Origin of the sequence: Arenibacter algicola (genome assembly GCF_018860365.1) — a bacterium.
In the GTDB taxonomy this organism is placed as follows: Bacteria; Bacteroidota; Bacteroidia; order Flavobacteriales; family Flavobacteriaceae; genus Arenibacter; species Arenibacter algicola_B.
Genome location: NZ_JAHKPO010000013.1, coordinates 471,648 through 491,808, shown reverse-complemented (window position 1 = coordinate 491,808; position 20,161 = coordinate 471,648). Strand labels below are relative to the sequence as shown.

The 20,161-nt window shown below is 39.6% G+C and carries 21 protein-coding genes and 1 pseudogene; 11 read left to right on the top strand and 11 right to left on the bottom strand.

Annotated elements, in window-relative coordinates; genetic code table 11:
• Window positions 1-124: 124 nt before the first annotated feature.
• The 7 genes from KO529_RS10770 to KO529_RS10740 all read left to right on the top strand — a co-directional run bounded on the left by KO529_RS10770 (window position 125) and on the right by KO529_RS10740 (window position 4,749).
• Window positions 125-1,540, top strand: coding sequence for an alkyl/aryl-sulfatase (locus tag KO529_RS10770; protein ID WP_215947881.1), 1,416 nt, complete (start codon window positions 125-127; stop codon window positions 1,538-1,540).
• A 103-nt stretch (window positions 1,541-1,643) separates the two neighbouring features.
• The gene (locus KO529_RS10765) at window positions 1,644-2,267 is read left to right on the top strand and encodes an O-methyltransferase (protein WP_110355085.1); all 624 of its coding nucleotides are present in this window, start codon (window positions 1,644-1,646) and stop codon (window positions 2,265-2,267) included.
• Window positions 2,268-2,271: 4 nt separating this feature from the next.
• Window positions 2,272-2,472, top strand: coding sequence for a hypothetical protein (locus tag KO529_RS10760; RefSeq protein ID WP_110355084.1), 201 nt, complete (start codon window positions 2,272-2,274; stop codon window positions 2,470-2,472).
• Between the two features lie 5 nt (window positions 2,473-2,477).
• Complete coding sequence (locus tag KO529_RS10755) at window positions 2,478-3,107, top strand: ferric reductase-like transmembrane domain-containing protein (RefSeq protein ID WP_215947880.1); 630 nt, start codon at window positions 2,478-2,480, stop codon at window positions 3,105-3,107.
• A 25-nt stretch (window positions 3,108-3,132) separates the two neighbouring features.
• On the top strand, window positions 3,133-3,981 hold the full coding sequence (locus tag KO529_RS10750; RefSeq protein WP_110355082.1) for an SDR family oxidoreductase: 849 nt from the start codon (window positions 3,133-3,135) through the stop codon (window positions 3,979-3,981).
• Window positions 3,982-4,217: 236 nt separating this feature from the next.
• Entirely contained in the window at window positions 4,218-4,460 is a 243-nt protein-coding gene (locus tag KO529_RS10745) for a hypothetical protein (protein WP_110355080.1), read from the top strand.
• Window positions 4,453-4,749, top strand: a complete 297-nt coding sequence (locus KO529_RS10740; protein ID WP_110355079.1) for a type II toxin-antitoxin system RelE/ParE family toxin — start codon at window positions 4,453-4,455, stop codon at window positions 4,747-4,749. The genes KO529_RS10745 and KO529_RS10740 overlap by 8 nt, the downstream gene beginning before the upstream one ends.
• A gap of 209 nt (window positions 4,750-4,958) precedes the next feature.
• Here the strand turns inward: KO529_RS10740 and KO529_RS10735 are convergent, their stop codons facing one another.
• Complete coding sequence (locus KO529_RS10735; protein WP_110355078.1) at window positions 4,959-5,249, bottom strand: type II toxin-antitoxin system RelE/ParE family toxin; 291 nt, start codon at window positions 5,247-5,249, stop codon at window positions 4,959-4,961.
• Window positions 5,242-5,517: a ribbon-helix-helix domain-containing protein gene (locus tag KO529_RS10730; protein ID WP_110355077.1), complete on the bottom strand. Its 276-nt coding sequence runs from the start codon at window positions 5,515-5,517 to the stop codon at window positions 5,242-5,244. Before KO529_RS10730 ends, KO529_RS10735 begins: the two co-directional genes overlap by 8 nt.
• 748 nt (window positions 5,518-6,265) lie before the next feature.
• Between KO529_RS10730 and KO529_RS10725 the strand changes: the two genes are divergently transcribed.
• A complete protein-coding gene (locus tag KO529_RS10725; RefSeq protein ID WP_215947879.1) occupies window positions 6,266-6,652 on the top strand; it encodes a plasmid mobilization relaxosome protein MobC in 387 nt (128 codons plus the stop codon).
• Window positions 6,649-8,952 carry a relaxase/mobilization nuclease domain-containing protein gene (locus tag KO529_RS10720; protein WP_110355075.1) on the top strand — a complete coding sequence of 768 codons (2,304 nt, stop codon included), beginning with the start codon at window positions 6,649-6,651 and terminating at the stop codon, window positions 8,950-8,952. The genes KO529_RS10725 and KO529_RS10720 overlap by 4 nt, the downstream gene beginning before the upstream one ends.
• Before the next feature lie 132 nt (window positions 8,953-9,084).
• Here KO529_RS10720 and KO529_RS10715 read toward each other — a convergent pair whose 3' ends face one another.
• Together KO529_RS10715 and KO529_RS10710 are read right to left on the bottom strand one after the other, a co-directional pair.
• Window positions 9,085-10,299 carry a site-specific integrase gene (locus tag KO529_RS10715; protein WP_215947878.1) on the bottom strand — a complete coding sequence of 405 codons (1,215 nt, stop codon included), beginning with the start codon at window positions 10,297-10,299 and terminating at the stop codon, window positions 9,085-9,087.
• Window positions 10,300-10,603: 304 nt separating this feature from the next.
• Complete coding sequence (locus KO529_RS10710) at window positions 10,604-11,116, bottom strand: VOC family protein (protein ID WP_215947877.1); 513 nt, start codon at window positions 11,114-11,116, stop codon at window positions 10,604-10,606.
• 120 nt (window positions 11,117-11,236) lie between these two features.
• On the opposite strand from KO529_RS10710, the pseudogene KO529_RS10705 reads away from it, so the two are divergent.
• A pseudogene (locus KO529_RS10705) lies at window positions 11,237-11,546 on the top strand (winged helix-turn-helix transcriptional regulator).
• 7 nt (window positions 11,547-11,553) lie between these two features.
• On the opposite strand, the gene bla reads toward KO529_RS10705, so the two are convergent.
• From bla to KO529_RS10690, 3 genes are all read right to left on the bottom strand, one after another.
• Window positions 11,554-12,357, bottom strand: a complete 804-nt coding sequence (gene bla, locus KO529_RS10700) for a subclass B1 metallo-beta-lactamase (RefSeq protein ID WP_215947876.1) — start codon at window positions 12,355-12,357, stop codon at window positions 11,554-11,556.
• Between the two features lie 478 nt (window positions 12,358-12,835).
• A complete protein-coding gene (locus KO529_RS10695) occupies window positions 12,836-13,261 on the bottom strand; it encodes a response regulator (protein ID WP_215947875.1) in 426 nt (141 codons plus the stop codon).
• On the bottom strand, window positions 13,254-14,975 hold the full coding sequence (locus KO529_RS10690) for a sensor histidine kinase (protein ID WP_215947874.1): 1,722 nt from the start codon (window positions 14,973-14,975) through the stop codon (window positions 13,254-13,256). Before KO529_RS10690 ends, KO529_RS10695 begins: the two co-directional genes overlap by 8 nt.
• 624 nt (window positions 14,976-15,599) lie before the next feature.
• Here KO529_RS10690 and KO529_RS10685 point away from each other — a divergent pair.
• Window positions 15,600-16,484: a dienelactone hydrolase family protein gene (locus KO529_RS10685; protein ID WP_215947873.1), complete on the top strand. Its 885-nt coding sequence runs from the start codon at window positions 15,600-15,602 to the stop codon at window positions 16,482-16,484.
• 33 nt (window positions 16,485-16,517) lie between these two features.
• On the opposite strand, the gene KO529_RS10680 is transcribed toward KO529_RS10685, so the two are convergent.
• From KO529_RS10680 to KO529_RS23610, 4 genes are all read right to left on the bottom strand, one after another.
• Window positions 16,518-18,143 (bottom strand): sodium:solute symporter, encoded by a 1,626-nt coding sequence (locus KO529_RS10680; RefSeq protein ID WP_215947872.1) that lies wholly within the window; start codon window positions 18,141-18,143, stop codon window positions 16,518-16,520.
• A gap of 71 nt (window positions 18,144-18,214) precedes the next feature.
• On the bottom strand, window positions 18,215-19,096 hold the full coding sequence (locus tag KO529_RS10675) for an SMP-30/gluconolactonase/LRE family protein (protein WP_215947871.1): 882 nt from the start codon (window positions 19,094-19,096) through the stop codon (window positions 18,215-18,217).
• 61 nt (window positions 19,097-19,157) lie between these two features.
• Entirely contained in the window at window positions 19,158-19,922 is a 765-nt protein-coding gene (locus KO529_RS10670; RefSeq protein WP_215947870.1) for an SDR family NAD(P)-dependent oxidoreductase, read from the bottom strand.
• 2 nt (window positions 19,923-19,924) lie between these two features.
• Window positions 19,925-20,047, bottom strand: coding sequence for a hypothetical protein (locus KO529_RS23610; protein WP_289847760.1), 123 nt, complete (start codon window positions 20,045-20,047; stop codon window positions 19,925-19,927).
• Window positions 20,048-20,161: the final 114 nt, after the last annotated feature.

The window sequence follows — 20,161 nt, the reverse complement described above, 5'->3', positions numbered from 1 at the left end:
CAACACCGTTCAAAACCGGGTTATAGTAGTTTCGTTCCCACATTTACCATTCTTTTCCGAAGATTGACCTACCCGATTGTCCGGTATAGTGCCAATTTTGTACCGAACTTTAAAATCATAGAAAATGAAACTAAATAAGATTCAAGTAGGAGATAGACACTTCATCGAAGTTAGCAAAACAATAAAAATAGTCCTGTTTCTATTGGTAATCATTTCTATGCAGGCATGTCAAAATTCTCCTAAAGAGTATGTGTCTCAAGAACAAGAAAATCCAAATATCACCAAATTAAAAGGCCAAAGTGCTGAATTTGCTCCTGAGATCATCAAATTAAATGAATATGTTTATGTGGCCGTGGGATATGATGGTTCAAACGCTTCCATGGTAATTGGAGAAGAAGGAGTGGTCATTGTCGATGCACTCCGCGCTTTGGGGGCTGCGGAAACGGTAGCGGAAAAGTTCCAAGAGATAACTAGCAAACCTGTAAAGGCAGTAATTTACACACATGGCCATGATGATCATACGGGAGGTACTTCCGCTTTTATTGGCAATAGCAAGGATGTTCAGATAATTGCCAGAGCAGGATTTAAGGATGGGCTACAAGGAAGTTCACCGGTAGAGCCCATCCTAAAACAGCGTAACGCAAGGCAATTTGGGCGGGATTTACCGGCCAAAGATATCATTAATCGAGGTGTGGCCCCCGGTATCACTCCAACGGACAGGGCCGGGGAAGGATATATTGAACCCAATATTACGTTTAAAGACTCGCTGTTGGTTTCGCTCGCTGACCTGGATTTCGAACTGCATGCCGCTGATGGGGAAACAAATGACGAGCTTTTTGTATGGATTCCCGGTCTAAAAACATTGTTTACAGGAGATAATTATTACAAATCGTTTCCAAACCTTTATGCCATTCGGGGTTCGCAATATAGGGATGTCAAATCATGGGGCGAATCGATACAAAAAATGAGTACTCTCCCTGTGGAGTACCTCGTGCCTGGGCATACACGCCCACTCTCCGGAAAATCAATTGTCCATAATAATCTTAAAAACTACGCAACAGCGATTTTAAGTATCTACCGGCAAACAATAGATGCCATGAATAAAGGGTATACACTTCAACAAACCGTTGACAGTGTTAGGTTGGCCGATTCACTAATAGATCAACCGAACTTGCAGGAGTTTTATGGCTCGGTTCCATGGGGGGTTCGTTCCATATTTCTTCACTATGTAGGTTGGTTTGATGGGAACCCTACAAACCTTTACCCACTTTCTTCATCACAAGAGGCGAAACATATTATTGACCTTGCAGGAGGTGAGAAAAAGATATTTGAGCAACTAAGCAAAGCAGTAGAGGATGGTGATTATCAGTGGGGATTACAATTAGCCGACGCTCTGCTTCAAACGGACTATCAAAAACCAAAAGTCATTGAAGTTAAGGTAAAGTTGTTAAGGGCTTTGGCGGCACAACAAGTAAATGCCCCCGCAAGAAACTACTACCTCTCCTATTCCTATGAATTGGAGAAAAATAAAGAGCTATAATAATTTATATAAGGAATGGTAGGGAAAGCGATATGTCAAAAAATAAAAAGCAACAAGGAATACCAAACATTTTTAGAATTCCCTGTTTAACTAATAGAAAAATATGACTTTACATGACCAAGTAACAAGTACATTAAATGAATTGTTCGACGATTCTAAGTACGACCGTGTTAAAATGATGAAAGGTGCTGCAAGAAGCATGTTCAGACCCATGCAACCATTGGATTTTAAGGATGCATATCTTTCCATATCCAAAGAACAAGGAGCGGATTTAAAGCAGCTTATAAAGGAGAACAACATTAAGAACATCGTGGAGTTTGGAACTTCATTCGGGATATCCACATTATTTTTAGCACAAGGTGCGATGGAAACGGGAGGTCGCATCATTACTACAGAATTAATCGAATCGAAAGCGCAACAAGCAATTGAAAACTTTAAGAAGGCAGGTGTAAACAACCTTATTGAGGTTAGAATTGGCGATGCCTTACAGACTTTGAAAGATTATCATGAGCCAATAGATTTGTTGTTGTTAGATGGCTGGAAAGATTTGTACTTATCGCTATTCCGAATGCTTGAACCTAATTTTCATACCAACACTATCATTTATGTGGATAATGCTGAAATGGCAGACACCAAAGCGTTTTTAAAAGAGGTTGGTGCAAACAAAAGGTATCACATACAACCAAAATTTGGAAGTAAAGTATCACTAATAACTATTAAAAAGTAAAATCATGAGTCAAGTAGCAACATGCCCAAAATGTGGTAGTAAATCAAAAATAAAGGAAAAAGAGGGTGTAACAATTTATGAAGCTGTTCAAGATGAAGAAGCTTTCAAAAAAATAGGTCAGCTTAAAAAAGCCATGCAAAAGTTCAAAGAAAAAGCGGAGAAACTTGAAAAGGAGTTAGAGGAAATCAAATCAAAACTTCAATAATCAACATGAATTTTTTAAAAAGAAATTACGGTTGGATGATAGTTGCGATATTGGCCATACTGCCAATGTTCATACTAATCAATATGGTTCATATTGATTTTACGAATGGTTTATCCATTACGTTAATTGAAGTTGCAGGTAGTGATGGTATGACCACTTTAGAAATGTTATATCATATTTCTGGAGAGTTTGCCATTAGATGGATGACGGCCGTATTAACATTAACACCGGTCTTTATCATTTTTGGGATAACCAAGCTCTTTGTCAGGCAAGCCTTGGGTATCGCAACAGCGGTTTGGAGTTTTCTTCATTTTATCATTTTTATTTGGGCCGAAGGATTTTTAGAAACATTTACCCAAGTGAACTATGTAGCTGGATTTTTAGCTATTCTGATATTAATTCCTTTGTTTTTTACATCCAACAGAAAATCAATGAAACGACTTAAAAGGAATTGGAAAAAGTTGCAAAGTCTCGCATATGCAGCCATCTTCCTAAGCATATTACACGTGGCAATTTTAGATAAAACATGGATTATTTATGCTGTAATCGTGGGTATTGGTTTTATTATAAGAATACCCTTTGTAAAGGATAAATTCGTTGGACTTCGCAAAAACAGAAGAACTATTATATCTTAATTTATAGACACTAAATAAAAATAGCATGAAAATAGCAGTAACATCAGCAAGTGGGAAATTAGGTGCTTCCGTTGTAAAACACCTTATTAATGAAATTGGGAAGGAGAATGTAATTGGCATTGCCCGAACACCGGATAAAGCGAAACATTTCGGAATTGAAATAAGAAAAGGAGATTATAATAATCGCCAAGATTTTGATGTGGCTTTACAAGGTGTTGATGCCGTGCTTTTAGTTTCAGGTATGGATGAACCTCAAAAAAGAATTCAACAGCACAGAAATGTGATTGAGGCGGCCAAGCAAAACGGAGTAAAGAAAATAGTATACACCAGTATTGTTGGTGCTGAGGAAAATAACGCATTTAGCCCGGTTGTACAGAGCAATCGTCAAACAGAAAAAGACGTTAGAGATTCAGGTCTTGTCTGGGTAATAGGTAGAAATGGGATTTATATTGAGCCAGATTTAGAATATATGGATACATATATTAAAGATGGAGAAATTAGAAATTGTGCAGGCGATGGAAAATGTACGTACACTAGCCGAGAAGAATTGGGATATGCTTACGCAAAAATACTAACCGAAGAAAAACACAATGGGAAAGTTTACAATCTCGTGGGCGAACCAATTACTCAAAGCCAACTTGCGGAATGCATAAACCAAGTTTATGATACCAATCTTGTTTATAATCCGATTTCTGTTGAAGCATATAAAAGTGACAGAAAAGCAGAACTGGGTGACTTTTTAGGAACTGTGATAGCAGGGATTTATGAAGGCATTAAAAATGACGCAAACGATGTGGTATCCGATTTTGAAAAAGCAGTAGGCAGGCCGCATAAATCAACAATCGAAATGATGAAGGTATATAACGCAAAGTAAAAATCTGCACAAATTAAAATGATAGGAAAATCTGTGTCAAAATTTTTAATTCATAATCCAAAAGTCCCCTAAAACGAACCATTTATAGCACAAAAATTTTATCTCTCTCTTCATAAAGCAAATTTGAAAGTTCAAATACAAGGATAGGCAAGGACACATACCCGGTGAAAAAAAAGTTCGTCTTTGAATTAATTCATAATTGTACGGTTTTTGTAACTTTACTTTAAAATGATAATATGGGAACAGCAGAATTGAACAATACTAAAAAGGAGCTTGTTGGATGGATCCAATCTTTAACCGATGAGTCTATTTTAAGTCTGCTTAGTTCCGTTAAATTATCCAGTGAGGGCAAATCCATCGACTGGTGGGAAGAACTTACAGAAAGTGATAGGGTTAATATTCTAAGTGGTATCAGAGATTATCAACAAGGTGAAACTATGAAATCCAATGAATTCTGGAACGGTTTGACCAATGGATAGACCTTACAGGGTAGAATGGACAAAAAGGTCTCTGATAAACGCCATTGCCATTAAAAATTACCTGATTCAAAAGTTCACTGTCAAGGAGGTCGTTAAATTTGAAAGATTGCTTCGGCAATTTGAATTAACGGTATCTAATTTCCCTACATTATATCCTGAATCAAAAAGTCAAAAACTTTTAAGGCGAGCGGTCATTCACAAAAACACAACTGTTTATTACATTTTCAACAAAGACAAAGTGACGGTTGTAGCTATGAAGGATAATAGGAAAGAGAAGGCCGATAGATAACCCCGGTTAAAGTTAAGACACTAGTGTCATGATTTTTAATAGCTTAATAGTTAGGGTAGTTCTTAATTCCTTTTCCTGGTTCTGTAAAAAGAACAATTTTTGAGATCATAATATAATTTTAGAAGCTTGTTGAACTAAAAAGTAATTACCCGTTCCACAATCGAAGAGCCAAGTTTTAATTTCGAACATATTTGATTTTTAACCAGTGCTTATAGATGGCGTTCAAAATCCTGTCTCTGACCCAATATGCGGACTACAAAAATGCCCTTTTCCGTTGGTTCGTAAAAAATTGTATGGGCTTTGTAATTGTATCTTTTTAGGAGCGGTGCATATTCGGCGGCACTTCTGCCAAGATCTGGTTTATCCGCTAAAGATTGAAAGCATTGTAAGAACCCGGCAAGATAATCCCGAGTCTGGTTTTCCCCCCAAATCTCCAAAGTATAATCCGTTATATCATCAAGGTCATTGTCAGCCCTATAGGATAGCGCATATCTATGCATTCTGTTTTCCTTGCGTTTTGTCCGTTCGACGATTAATTGCGGCTTTCATAATCTCGTCAACGGTTCTGACCTTGGGGCTTACACCGCTATCATAGCCCGCCTGTATAGCTGCTTTTGTAATTAAAAATTCCCTATTGCGTTCCTCGTCCAAACGTATTAGATGCCGCATATATTCGCTATCGTTGGCGAAACCTCCATTTTTAATTTGCAGTTTTATCCATTGCTCTTGGGCTTCGGTAATGGTCAATGATTTTCGGACTGTAGCCATAATTTTATTCTATTTAACATATAGTATACGCAATATAACATATTATCAGCGCATATTTAAAAGAATTAGGTGATAATAACGAAAATCACTCCATTTCCAACCCAGTTTAGGTGTTAAGGATAACTTTACCAAGATGCGTCTCATGCTCCATTACACCTTCTAGGAGGTATTTATATAATTGATGATATTGGTAAAAACAATTAAACGAAACTTTTAATCGACTAATTATCCAACTAAATACGCTCAAGTTTAAACGTCAATAGGAATATCCAATCCCAAGCTTATTTGGACTTTCTTTAAGGAACCATACTTGTAAAATCAATATGTTTGCCCAAGCCAAGGCGGAAGTCGGTCAACCCTCCCATTCCGATCCTCCCCTAGCGGACACGAGTCCCCGGTCAGCAAGTAAAGTCTTTCCGTTCCAATTTAGCCCGACCCCCTCTCGGCCACTGAAAAGCACAAGGGGAGAAAAACCCCTTGACCTTTCTTCCCCTCTCCACAAAAAACTTGGATATTTCCATGATTCCCTAATTTTTTAAACACCAAATTGGACCATATAAATTATATACGTGTACCCATATAGTCCTATATGATTCCATATGATTTATAGGGTTAAAGAATTGATTATTAGTCTTTTATATTTAATATTGATCAACTATATTTATCCTTGGAAAGGATAGCAAGTTATATTCTAAGTAACTTAGAATTGTCTACTTCAGTCGAAGTGTTTGCCTTAAAAACAAAGGAAATGGAACGAAAGAAAGGAGGCCGAAAACGGTTGGGTAATAATAAGCGGTACCATAACATAATGCTACGGTTCAACGATATGGAATATGATAAATTGAAGACAATCTGCAAATCTTATCATTTGAATATTCACGAAAGGGGCGTAATAAGCCCCCTTCTGAGAAGGCTCGTATTGGATAGGAAATCGGAGGAAAGGGACAGGCTGCCGAACACTTCGGACCTTGCCCACCATATCAACAGGATAGGCAGCAACATCAACCAATTGGTAAAACTGGCAAACTTGAAGAACCAGAGAAGTCCCAACAGTGGTTTGATGGACGAGATACGAAGGACCAATGAACTGCTTAGCGCACTTATTGAAATCACATTAGAAGAACAAATGGGATGATAGGAAGGATTGGATATGGGGAAAGCTGTCAGGGAATGCTGAACTATGTCTTCGGCAAAGAGGGTATGCGCATACTCGGATATGGGAACATGTACTCACAGGACATTTCACAAAAGTTCTTCGGGAGGGTACTCCATTTCCAGGGACAGCGCAATGCCACCAAGAACCGCTATGCCCATATTACCCTGAACCTTCCCCTAGGGGAACACCTAGATGACAATACCTTCCAAGCAGTATCAAGGGAATACATGGAGCAAATGGGCTATGGCGAACAGCCCTTTGTAATGGTAAGGCACACCGATACCGGCCATGAGCATGTCCATATTATAACGACCAATGTGGACGATGATGGAAAGGTTCTCGGAATTTTCAACAGCTATAGAAGTAACCTGGCGACCCAACGATACCTTGAAAAAAAGTTTAACCTATCACCATCGCCTCGTACCACACAGCAGAGGGAACTGCCAATATACAGATTACCAGTACTCCAGTTCGGGATGGACCCTGCCCAAGGGACGAAGTACTATTTACAGGACGTACTGAACGGCATCCTCCAAAAACACAAAGTGCGCAGTTTCGGGGAGCTGGCGAAACTCGTAAATCCCTATCACATACAGGTAAGGCAGACAAGAAAAATATCGGGGAAGATTGGGGTGGCCTATGGACTGGACAATCAAAAAGGCTACCGGACCCGGTTCATCAACGGCTCCACCGTTCACCGAAGCCTGAGCGGCCCGAAACTGCAAAAGGTATTCGAGGCCAATTCAAAGTCGAAACTACTTCCGATGCACCGCAAACGCCTGCTGAAACAGATAGGGACCACCTATGGTCTTTTCAGGGCCATAAGGCCACACGACCTCGTCGAAGTACTTAAGGAATATCAGGGCATCGATATAAAACTGGACATAAAAGGGGATGCCATCAAGGGGTACACCATCCATGACAAATCGGGATATGCGTTCAAGGAAAGCGAGCTGAGTCCAAAAATAAGAATGGAGAAACGTCTTGACATTTTCGGGAACGGCGAAGGACCCACGGAGATCGATACCGATAGCAATCAGTTTACATTGGAAGTCCAAAAACTCATAAAAGAGGCATTCCGGACATCCTATCTGAAGTCCCACGACCGCAACGGACTGTTCTCGGAGAACATAATGGCCAGGAACCCAATGGATATCCTTCCGCATATTAAAACATCAAAAAACTACATTTTTCTTGAACGCTACCTTCCAAGAAATCAAAAAAATTTGTTGATGGAAGCACTTAAAAGAGAGTTCCCGACGGTTAGGGACAGGCTATACCAATTGGAGGAAAAAAAGGAAAAAGAAACCTTGGAAAGCAAGTTCCGGCTTATCGGCAGGATATTGGAAAACTGCATTTTCGATGTAGGGAAGGAAAAGGGGAGTGTCCATCGCCTGTTCCGGTCCCTGGGCGTAAAGTACCAGGACAACCGATTGTCCTTTTCCGGTTCCAACAAACATACGGTCCCTGTTCGTTTGGGCGACCTGCCCTTCCCCAAGTCCATGGACGCCTATGTATCCACCGGTTTTGTCCGTCAAAACCATATGGTATTGGAAATGTTGACGGCACGGAATTCCGATATTGGCCCTGAACTTACGGCATCCTCCTTTTTTCTGCCAATGGTCTTTCCAAAACTGTACGGTACCATGGAAATCGGATATAGGCAAGAATTCGAGAAGGCCGCATTGGGCAGTTATGTAAAACACGCCGAACGGATGCAAGCGCCTTATGAAAAATCCCCGAACGACTATATGGCCCTATTCAACGCCAAGGGATTCTATTTTGTAAAAGGGAAGGACGGATTCGAGGTCAGATCCATTTATACGGACCATAGGACAAGTTGCCCCTTGCCAAAAAGAACAGACCTTTATTTGAATTCCATTCCCGATGTCACCGCCACATTATTGGAACAGCAGACCGTCATCAACGGCCTGATCAAAGATGGCAGGAACGATCTCAAGAACCTTTGGGCGGACCATCTAATGGAAAGGGGAATGTACGATAGGGTCGCCTTTATGCTGACAGCTGAAAAAGTTTACCCAAACCTCCATTCGGAGTTGGTGCAGCACCATATGGACAACGGACTTCGGAAAAGTTTAAATAAGGCACTGGAAAGGAAATCTTCCTTCGAACAAAACCGTTTGTTGCGAAAAGGCGTTTATGCCATCAGTTCGTTATTGGGCAATAGGGGCAAAAAAGGGCAAGAGGAGATTTACAATAGGTTCAAGGATGAACTCACGGATTGGTCGAAGTACAAGGGTAAGGGGATTTCAATGTAGCTTTTAAAGAAGTGATTGAGTTATAGAAATTGACACCGCAAAAGGTGCTTTTTTCGTGGATAGGGAGAAAAAATAAAAATGCGCAAAGTATTAACTTTCCTTTTTTGCTCAACTTTTTGAAAATTTGAAAATTTAGAAATTAATAACCTTTTCTAAAGCATCATCAGTCTCTTTATGCATAAAATTGGCTTGATAATTTATTGTAGTTGTAACGGTGGAATGACGATATAGCTTTTGCAGCATCTGAATAGGAATTCTGTCGCCTGAAATATTGCCAAAACTGTGACGGGCAATGTGCATGGTGAGCTTTTTGTTTATTTTCGCTTTTTCTGCGATATGCACGAGATATTTATTAAATTTTTTGTTGGCGGTTTTTACTTTGTTAAAAACATCTTTCGGATTTTTCAGGTCAGCATTGTTCATTTCAGGAAAAACAAAATCCTCACTTGATCTCCTGTCCTCATAATATCGTCTTAAAAGTGATGTAATTTTCTCTGGTAATTTAAAGGATAACAATTTTTCGTTCTTCCCCATACGATAGTGTAACCGGCCATCGTAAATATCGCTCCACTTAATCATAAGAACATCACCAACACGCATCCCTGCAAGATAAAAACTAAACAACCAAACATTTCGCGCATGAGATTGCTGTTCCGTTAAGCCCTCCAAAGCCTCGATTGATTGAATTTCTTCTATGGTAAGCCCAACTTTTTCGGATTCGGGGAATTTGATGCGTATTTTATCCGCTCCAAATGGATACAATTTTCTGTCAACAATTCCTAATCGTATAGCTTTATTGTATAGGGTTCTAATTACAATTAAGTTGTTAATGACCGAGCGTTGAGATACTTTTCGTGTAGTTTTCAAATAGAGTGAAAAACGACGCAATAAAGCCTCGTCAATTTCTCGAAAACTTAAATCATCATTATCGACAAACCTTATAAAATGGCCGACTCGCGCTTTATCGGATGTTAAACGCTGTAGTTTATTTGTTTTTTCTAAATTATCTAAATAATTATCGGCAATTTCTTTAAAGCTAGTTTTGGTAAGCGGAGTTGCAATTTCCTCTTTTATCTGTTTTGACGAGATATCATTTTGATGAGTCTGTAAATCAATTAAGGTTTGATTCGCTTCAGCCAACTTCTTGATTAGAAGATTGTTTAAGCGTATGGAATTGGGATGCGATTTTCGCACCTCGCGATTGCCTTCATCCCAATATTTAATAGCAATGTAATGCCCTATATAAAGATAGGTCGTTTTTCTGTTTTTAGTTATGCGAACCGCTAAAGGAAAAAGACCTTGTTTGTTCGCTTTCTTGCGAAGAGTTACCTTTATACTTGACCCCATACTTTACTATTTATACTAAAGATACGAATTCTAGGTACAACATAGGTACAACAAATGGTGGTTTTTTATGGTTTTATATGGTCTTTATTGTTTTTTGTAAAAATGTAAATAGCTTAATATGAGCTATTTAACTACATATGACATCAAAATACTCTGAATTCAAAATCCAGTTCTTCGGAGTGTGGGTTCGATTCCCACCTCGAGTACAAAGAAAACCCCGTGAATCATATGATTTACGGGGTTTTTCATTTTATACAACTTCTTTAACAGCCAACCAAGGATCAATTATTTTGCCCATAGCCCCCTATTTGGCATAGGCCCCGGAAGAATAGGTGAGTTCATAGCTATGCGTATAGACTTCAAATACAATCCCGAAAGGATCCTCTACATAACACATTTTATAAGGTTTGTCTGCGGGATAATATTCCCTAATGGGCATTCTTTGCTTACCGCCATGGGCCACAATCTTGGCTACCAGCTCCTCAATATTGGGGTCCTGTATGCAAAAATGGAAAAGACCGGTATTAAAAGGATTAAACTCTGGTGCTTCCTTAACACCATGTGGAAAGGAAAACAATTCAATACCAATGCCATCCGAGGTTGCCAAATGGGCAATTTCGAATTCCTGCCAGTCCTCCCCAAAAACATCGATACACATTTGACCAATGGCTGTTTCCCTTTCCTTTTTTACTGTGGAGGGCTCCATAATAATATACCAGCCCATCACCTCTGAATAAAATTTTACGGCTTCCTTAATATTTGGAACGGTAATTCCAATGTGAGAAAATGATTTTGGATACGTTTTATTTGTTTTCATGGATTCTATTTTAGACTGCAAAATTAATCTATATTTGCCCTAACAGCAATAACTTACCTAAAAGTAATATAGTTACCTAAACGAGTAAAATGCATATTATCAACTATTTAAATTAACTTAATGATCAAAAATAATTGTCCCCTGCACTATACCCTGAACCTAATTGGCACAAAGTGGAAGCCTTTAATTCTATTTCATTTATTGGAGGGCCCTTTAAGATCCGGAGTTTTACAGAAGAAAATTTCAGGAGTATCCAATAAAATGTTCACCCAGACCGTGAGGGAATTGGAGCAGGACGGACTAATTGCCCGGAAAGTTTTCCCCGTTGTCCCCCCCCAAGGTGGAGTACAGCTTGACCAATAAGGGGAAATCCCTGGAGAATATCTTAAGAAGTATGGATCAATGGGGAGCTTCCTTTTCTAAGGACTAAGACATTTTTATTGGAACAATTTTATGGTATAGTCCAATAATTCTGTTCCACCAGCAATTCCGTGTCCTGGTATTATAATTTTTGCGGCCGGATATTTTTGCTTTATTTTTCTCACAGTATTGGACCACGTCTTTACATTGGCATCTTCCAAATTGCCTTTAGTGGCGCCTACTTCCTTTATGAGGCATCCACCGAAAATGGCATTATCCAATGGAACATAACCTATAACATTATCCTTGGTATGGCCCTCCCCAAAATATTCCACATATACCTTTTTGCCCCCAATATTTAAAGCAAGGCTATCGACAAAACCGTTCATAGGTCTGGAGAATACTTTGTCCTTGGCTCCCAACAATTCTATAGTACTATTGGATGCGTACGCTGGGATATTGTATTTATAGAAGGCTTCCAACCCTCCTACGCAATCTCCGTGAAAATGAGTCGGCACCACTACCTTTATTTCACAATTAAGTTTTTTGGTCACATAGTTTATCAATTCCAGCGAACTTTCATCATCCGTTGGCGTGTCAAAAACAAGCGCTTCATTTTCGTATACTACCAACATCCCATTACAGGCCACCCTGCCAAAATCGTTTGTATTTAAAAATGAAATATGTTGGTAAATATGGTCCGATAGCCGATTAACAATTAAATTATCCGTTTTATAAACTATCGAGCTGTCCGCTAAAGAAGCTTGAGCGGTTTGGGCAACAATTTTCTGATCGGTTCGATTTTGTTTGTTTGAGGTTTCATTACATGAAGCAAGCAATAGGCCTGCAAATGAAAAAACGACTATTAAGTATTTAGCCATAACGGAGATATATCGGAATACTTGAATAGAGCAAATATAGGCTACACAATGCTATTATTCATATAAGGAGTTTTCTGTATTGTCCAATTTTCGCAACGCCTAATAAGTAATTTGCCCCAAAAGACCAATCTAGCGGCAGGAGTTGGCTCCAAACCGCAGTCAGAATATACATTTTTTTATCGATTTTCAGTTTGTATCAGGGCTTACAAATATTTCCACTCCTGTTGCAGAAGTGATGAAGGAAAAAAAAGGGATTTGCCAGGACCTTTCCAATTAGTTATTGCCTGTAAACGGTCCGTAGGACTACCAGGCAGTTATATTAGCGGTTAAATAGAAGCTACAATTAAATCTCAGGTGCGCTGACAGCTGTTTCAAAAACGGACATTAGGATTTCCAACCAAAAAAAAATCTTGGAGCTTTCTTTATTTCACCAGCCCATAAACCAACCTTAGACCAGACTGCTAAAATATATCACCATCTAAAATTGATTATGATACCACTCGTTTGTTGGAAAATGACTAATCAGGTTTTTGATTCCCTCCTTCGATATTGGCTTTACCAAATAACCAGAAAGTTCACTAATCTCTTTGGCCATAGCTATATCGTTAGGATTATTGGACGATGTAAGCAGATATATATTGATATCCTTTTTTATTTCGGTTTGAAGTGATTTATATTCATTGAGAAACTCCCATCCATCCATAAAAGGCATGTTTACATCCAAAAGGATAATATCCGGAAGATTGGTGGCAGCACCCAGGTTCTGTTTTAGGAAATCGATACCCTTTTCACCATCGGAAAAAAACTTAATCTTAATGTCTGGACTTATTTCGGCAATGGTATTCTTCATTATAAACTGAAAAATCTCATCGTCATCGATTAGAAAAAAACTTAAGTTATTCATAGCTGTCAAATGTTATTTTAAATATGGTTCCCTCTCCCAATTTACTGGTTACTTCTATATTGGCATTCAAAGATTCCAACTGTGTTTTCACCAGAAACAAACCCATACCTTTTCCGGATAGTCCACGATGAAATCTTTTATATAATTTAAAAATATCGTTGCCATAACGATTCAGATCCACCCCTACACCATTGTCCTCCACTACTAAAACTTTCTTGTCGTTCTCCCATAAGGTACGGATAAATATGACGGACTTTCTACTGGGATCCCTATATTTTATGGCATTGGATATTAGATTCTGAATTACACTCTGTAAATAAATTTTTGAAAACTTCACTTCTTTCCATGCAGTAAAATCTGTCTTCACTTCTATGGTTTCCAAGTCCAAAGTTTCAACATACAAATCCAAGGTTGTCTCTATCAAAGGTTCCAACGCTATATTTTCCATATTTACCTGGTGGTCATCGTTCAGAATCCTAACGTAAATTAGAAGATCATCCACTAGGGTGTTAATAGCATGGGTTACTTTTTGCAATTTGGGAAAATAACTCTTGGCCTCTTCATAATCCTTGGATTCCTTTAACATGGACACCAAAGCAGAAACGCTTGTAGTAGGAGCCCTTAGGTTATGGGCAACAATATTGTTATACTCCAGAAGTTGTGCATTCCGCAGCTCAAGTTTGCTCTGCATGGCCGCCAAGGAGTTGTTTTTACTTTCCAACTCGGTACTTTTGCTTTCCAGCTCCTTGTTAATTAATTCAAGGGCCTGCATATACTTCCTTTTGGAAGTATCACTTTTTGCTTCAAGAAATGATAGGCAAAAAATAACAGCAATTGCCAATAAATTGATAAGGAATATTGAAAAGATCTCACTTTTCAGCCTAGCATTTAAAATCTCTGAATCCAAATGTTTTAAAAGCAGCCATTTATTATTGGTTTTGATGTCCGCAAATTTATGCTGAAATAAAGGAGTTTGGCCAAGTTCCTTTTTAAAATCCAATTCGGTCTTTATCCACAGATCCCCGTTCCGGAACAAAGATGTAGATTCTTTCATACGCAGTGAATCCGCTAACTCGGGGTGTTCCTCATAAAAGGTAATATTTTGGCTATTGGGAATTAAATGGGCAAACTCTTTTTTACTATCCTTACATATCAGGTAATTGCCAAAACGATCCAACAACATAAAGGAATAAGGATTGTCCTTTTTGAGCAGGTCCAAAAACCTTTCGGCACTAAAATTAATAACCACAATGCCCAATTTGGTGCCTTGAGCATCGAATATAGGCGCTACTCCTCGAATCATTGGCTTATATGGCAAGTCCAATACGCCGTTTTCCTGATTCAGATTTAATGGGGACAAATAAATTTGATCTTTTTCAAGTTCCGTGGTCGCCTGATAATAATCCCTATTGGCCTTGTCCTGTAGGGCCAAACTCTTTACTATTTTACCATTATCCTGTCTATTAAGCCTATATACCTCCTTTCCTGACAAATCAATTAGCCTAAATTGATTATAACTGTCCATACCAATAATAAAATCACCAATTTTCTTTTCTAAATGGGCATTCTGCTCTGGATCAAAATCGCTCTCGCTAAAATTGTATTGCTTCCAATAATAGAGATTGGCTATCATGGGTTTTAGAAGTTCAACGATCAGTTGTTTTTTATTGGAAAGTTCATCTTGCTGTAAGGAAATCAGCTTTTCGTGCTCCATTTTATATAGCCACAAAATCGCCAAAACACTTAATATTAGAATTGGGAGGTAGTACTTGACAAATTTTAATAGTAATCGTTTAAGCAAATTATAAGCTATTAATGGTTAAACCTGGTGTTGGAATCCCAACACTGGCCAATGAACAATAAACTTATTTGGGGGAAAGTCTTAATGGCCAAAATTGCCATTAAACTAGAAATCAAATATAAGTAAAAATAAACCTCAAAAGTCATTTTTAATTTTAAATCATTTTAAGAATTCGCCGTCTAAACCATAATTATAATTAATATACCAAAATTCGTTATATACTAAAACTAGTAATGCAATATTGACTCATAGATATCCAAAGTCCAATAATTTTTGCATTATGGAAATACGACAATTAGCCTGACTTCATAATTATCTTTAAAAGTTAAAACTAATTTCATACTTTTAGTAAGTACTGTTTATTTCAAGGCTTTGTTTTGCTATAAATACATTAAATAAAGCAATGAAAATCAGAAAAATCCTTTAAAAAGCGTCCCTTCCGCATTCCTCCGTAAAGTATGCCACAAGGGAATATTTTTGATCGGATCTGATGGAACCCAAAGACTAGAAAGTACATTCAACGATAAATTAACGCCCATGAAACCATTGAAAAAAGAGGATATTAAACAAGAGGTTTTTGACCTTTATGATGACTATGCCCATAACAGGGTAAGTAGAAGGCTGTTTATGGATAAATTATCCACCTATGCGGTTGGTGGGCTAACGGTAGCTTCCTTACTTAGCTTTATTTCCCCTGATTATGTGAAAAAAATCCAGATAAAACCTAATGATCCTAAATTAAAATCGGAATATATCTATTACGATTCCCCAAAAGGAGGAGGTTCCATAAAGGGTTTGCTTTCTAGACCGGCCGATACCAAGGTAAAACTTCCAGGAATAATCGTGGTCCACGAAAACCGTGGATTGAATCCGCACATAGAAGACGTTGGGCGAAGGGCCGGCCTTGCCGGGTTTATCTCCTTGGCCCCAGATGCTTTGACACCTCTTGGCGGTTATCCCGGCAATGACGATGATGGTCGCGAATTGCAAAGCAAGCGAAATCGAGATGAGATGTTGGAGGATTTTATCGCTGCCTTTGAATATTTGAAAGCCCACCCGGAATGCTCCGGCAAGGTTGGTGTGGTAGGATTTTGTTTTGGAGGTTGGATTTCCAATATGATGGCGGTAAAGGTTCCTGGTTTAGGAGCTTCCGTTCCTTTTTACGGCGGACAGCCAACAGAAGATATTGAAAAAATAAATGCCCCATTATTGCTCCATTTTGGCGAATTGGATACACGCGTTAACGAAGGGTGGCCGGCCTATGAAGAAGCTCTAAAGAAACATGGCAAGGAATATAAGGCCTATATATACCCTAAAGCAAACCACGGCTTTCACAATGATACCACACCCAGGTATGATCGTGAAGCTGCCGAATTGGCTTGGAAACGCACCATCGATTTTTTTAGGAAAAAACTAGCTTAAGATCGGGGACATAAAAAAGAGTTTAGGCGATCACTACAATGATAGCGTACTAAACGATATCATAATATACAGCACAATGAGCACCACCAACACCGAAGCCACTATATCCCAAATAGTATAGCTCGACTTGTTGTCCGCTTTTTGTTTTGCCGTAACCGTTCCAAAGGTTAGGCCGGACAATTGCGCTGCGGAAGGGGCCGGATAAAACATACTCACTATAACAGCAATGGCCACACAGAGGGCAAAGAAATAGGCAGCAAATACCAACCAGTTCACATCAGCGAGGTTAAAAAGAAAACTTCCCTCGGAAAAACTGGATTTCATGATTTCCAAGGTCAGTTTGGAAAATCCTATGATCAATCCGCCTACCAAAGTAGCGATTGCTCCATTGGCATTAATGCGCTTATAAAAAATCCCCAAAAGAAACACCGCCGTAATCGGTGGGGAAATATAGGCCTGTACATTCTGCAGGTATTCGTATAAGCCGTCCGAGAGCCTTGTAATTACAGGTATCCACAACAGTCCCAGCCCAACTACGAAAAAGGTTGCCGTCCTACCGGTTTTTACCAATTCCTCTTCAGGTTTATTGGGTTTCAGCTTTTTATAGATATCCAAGGTAAACAAGGTGGAGCAGGAATTAAATACGGAAGCCAAGGAACTCATCAGGGCAGCCAACAATCCCGCAGCTACCAAACCACGGAGGCCGGAAGGCAGAAGATTGCTCATTAATACCGGAAAGGCCTCATCCGGACTGTTCCAGTCCAATTTCCCTTGCATTTTAAGCCCCAAGGCTACCACCCCAGGTATAAGAAAAAGAAAAACCGGCATCAGCTTTAAAAGTGCCCCAAAGATACTTCCACGCCTGCCTGCCTTAATACTTTTGGCAGTAAGCACCCGTTGCACGATTACCTGATCTGTACACCAATACCAGATTCCCACAATGGTACTGGTAAGAAATAATGGAAGCCATGGATAATCCGGGTCCGAATTGGGCCGCCACATATTAAAATAATCCACTCCTATGGTTTCCTTCAGCTCTCCCCAGCCCCCTACAGCCTCAAGTCCCATAAAACTAAGGATTCCTGCCCCGAGCACCAACACAATGGCCTGTATGGTCTCGGTATAGACTACAGCACGCATTCCACCCAAAATGGTATACAGACCCGTAAGTGCCACGGTTGCCACCGCACCGATCCAAAAGGGTATTCCCAACAAGGCAGAGACCACTACTCCACCTGCATAAATGGTTACGGAAACTTTGGTAAGTATATAGGCTATTAAAGACACTATGGAAAGTACCCATCTGGAGCGGGCATCGAAACGCTTTTCCAAAAATTCGGGCATTGTAAATACCCCGCTTCTGGCATAAAAAGGTAAAAACACCCAACCCAACATTAAAACAATCCAGGCGTGGAGCTCATAAATCAATAATGGCATCTTATCGCCTGCCCCGTTGCCGGCCAATCCAACTACATGCTCGGACCCAATGTTTGAGGCAAAAATGGAAGCCCCAACCATAAACCACCCAATGTTTCGTCCGGCCAAAAAATAATCCTCTGTATTCTTTTGCTTTTGTTTTATTACCCACCAGGCAACCCCAAGCAATATCACAAAATAGGCGCTGATCACCACCCAATCCAGTGTGTCCAATCCTTTCATTCTAATTTAATTTGGTTTCGTTGGTTTATATTATTGGCAATTTTTTTAGATAGAAATGGCTGGAACTTATTCTAGGCTATACTCTTAAACTCATAGGCCGGGAATCCCTTATGACCACAATTCCTAACTACAAATAGCGACCCTGCCAAGGGTTGTTTCTCCAGTTCCACTTCACTAAGCCCCTTCCTAGCTGAAGTTATATATAAATCCTCCATGGTTTCACCCCCAAAGGCACAGGAGGTAACTTGGGAAACCGGCATAGTAATGGACAATAATTTTTTTCCCGTTCCAGGGTCGTAGCGTGTTACCTGCCACCCTCCCCAATGCGCTACCCATAACATCCCCTCATGGTCTATGGTCATGCCATCTGGAAAGCCATCTTCTTCGGCAATGTTAATGACCGTTCTTTTGTTGGCCAATTCGCCACTTTCCTTATCGTAATCGTAGCCCACTACTTTGCGGGTCGGAGAATCTATGAAGTACATTGTTTTGTGATCCGGACTCCAGGCCAGGCCATTTGAAACACTAATATTGGATTCCTTTTTCCTAACATTTAATGAAGCATCAAGCACATAAAGGCTGCCAGAGGATTTATCTTCTGCAATGGGCATGGTCCCTGCCCAAAACCGACCTACTGGATCACATTTCCCATCATTAAACCTGTTTTCCGGCAAATCTTTCTCTGGATTCGTTATCATATCGACTTTCCCATTTTTGCGGTTTACGAACCCAAATCCGTCCTTTAAGGCAGCAATGTAATTCCCATTGTCAGAAATAGCCATAGCGCCGATCATTTGGCCTACCGAAATGGTGTTCGAAGCATTGGATTTTGGAGACCATCCATGGATATTTCCATTTAAAATATCTACCCAACATATCTGTTTTTTGGAGTCATCCCAGAGCGGACCTTCCCCCAATTCGCATATAATTCCACTAACTACTTCTGGACCCATATTTTTTTAGAATCTATTTATTTATTAATAATTATAAGCATTAGAATATTCAAGGCGCCTATTAATTTTTATAAGGAGACGGACTCACCGATGTCCAACCACCATCGATTACCAAACTTTGTCCCGTGATATGTTTGGCATTATCCGAGACCAAAAACAAAACAGCTTGGGCTATATCATTGACAGATGCAGGTCTGCCCAGGGGCGTAATGTTCTCCCAAGTCCCAAAATAGTCTTTATCCTTCAAGGTCCTCTCGGTCAAAGTGGCACCTGGTGCCACGGTATTGACGTTTATTTTATAGGGTGATAGCTCTATGACCAAGTTCTTGGCCAACATTTCCAATGCGGCCTTACTCATACCATAGGCCGCTAAATTTTCATGTGCCTGATGCCCTGTTACCGAAGACATAAAAAGAATAGACCCCCCGGAACCTTGCTTTTTCATTAGATTGGCTGCGGCTTGGGCCAGAAAAAAACTACCGCCCAAATTTACTTTCATAACCTCAAAGAAAGATTCTGGAGTATAGGTAAGGAATTCCCCAAAAAGGGTAATCCCGGCATTGGCGACCACCACATCCAGTTTCCCGAATTCCGTAACTGAAGTTTCTACCATTTGTTGTATTACCTGCATATCACTGGAATCTCCAGCAAGACCAATACAATTTCCTTTATTACCATCCACTTCCGCCACTGCTTCCTTCGTTAAAGTGGCATCCAAATCGTTCAGAAGAACATTGGCCCCATTGGCCACCAATTGCTTGCAAATCTCCAAGCCTATTCCCTGTCCCGCTCCTGTAACAATGGCTACTTTACCCTTAAAATCCATGATCAATCAATAATATTATTGGAAATTCCTTGGTTCTTCATCCAGGCCCTATAAATAAAACCGTCCTTACCTGTGCGACCGAACCAATTGCTGCTACACAGCTTTTTCTTGTCATCGTTTTTCATCGCTTATTGTATTCATGCTTAAATGGGTCTGAGCTGTTAGCCACAGCCACAGCACTTAACCCATTTTTTGGTTTTCTAAAGAATCTATAAACTTTGGTTCCTCCCTAATGATAT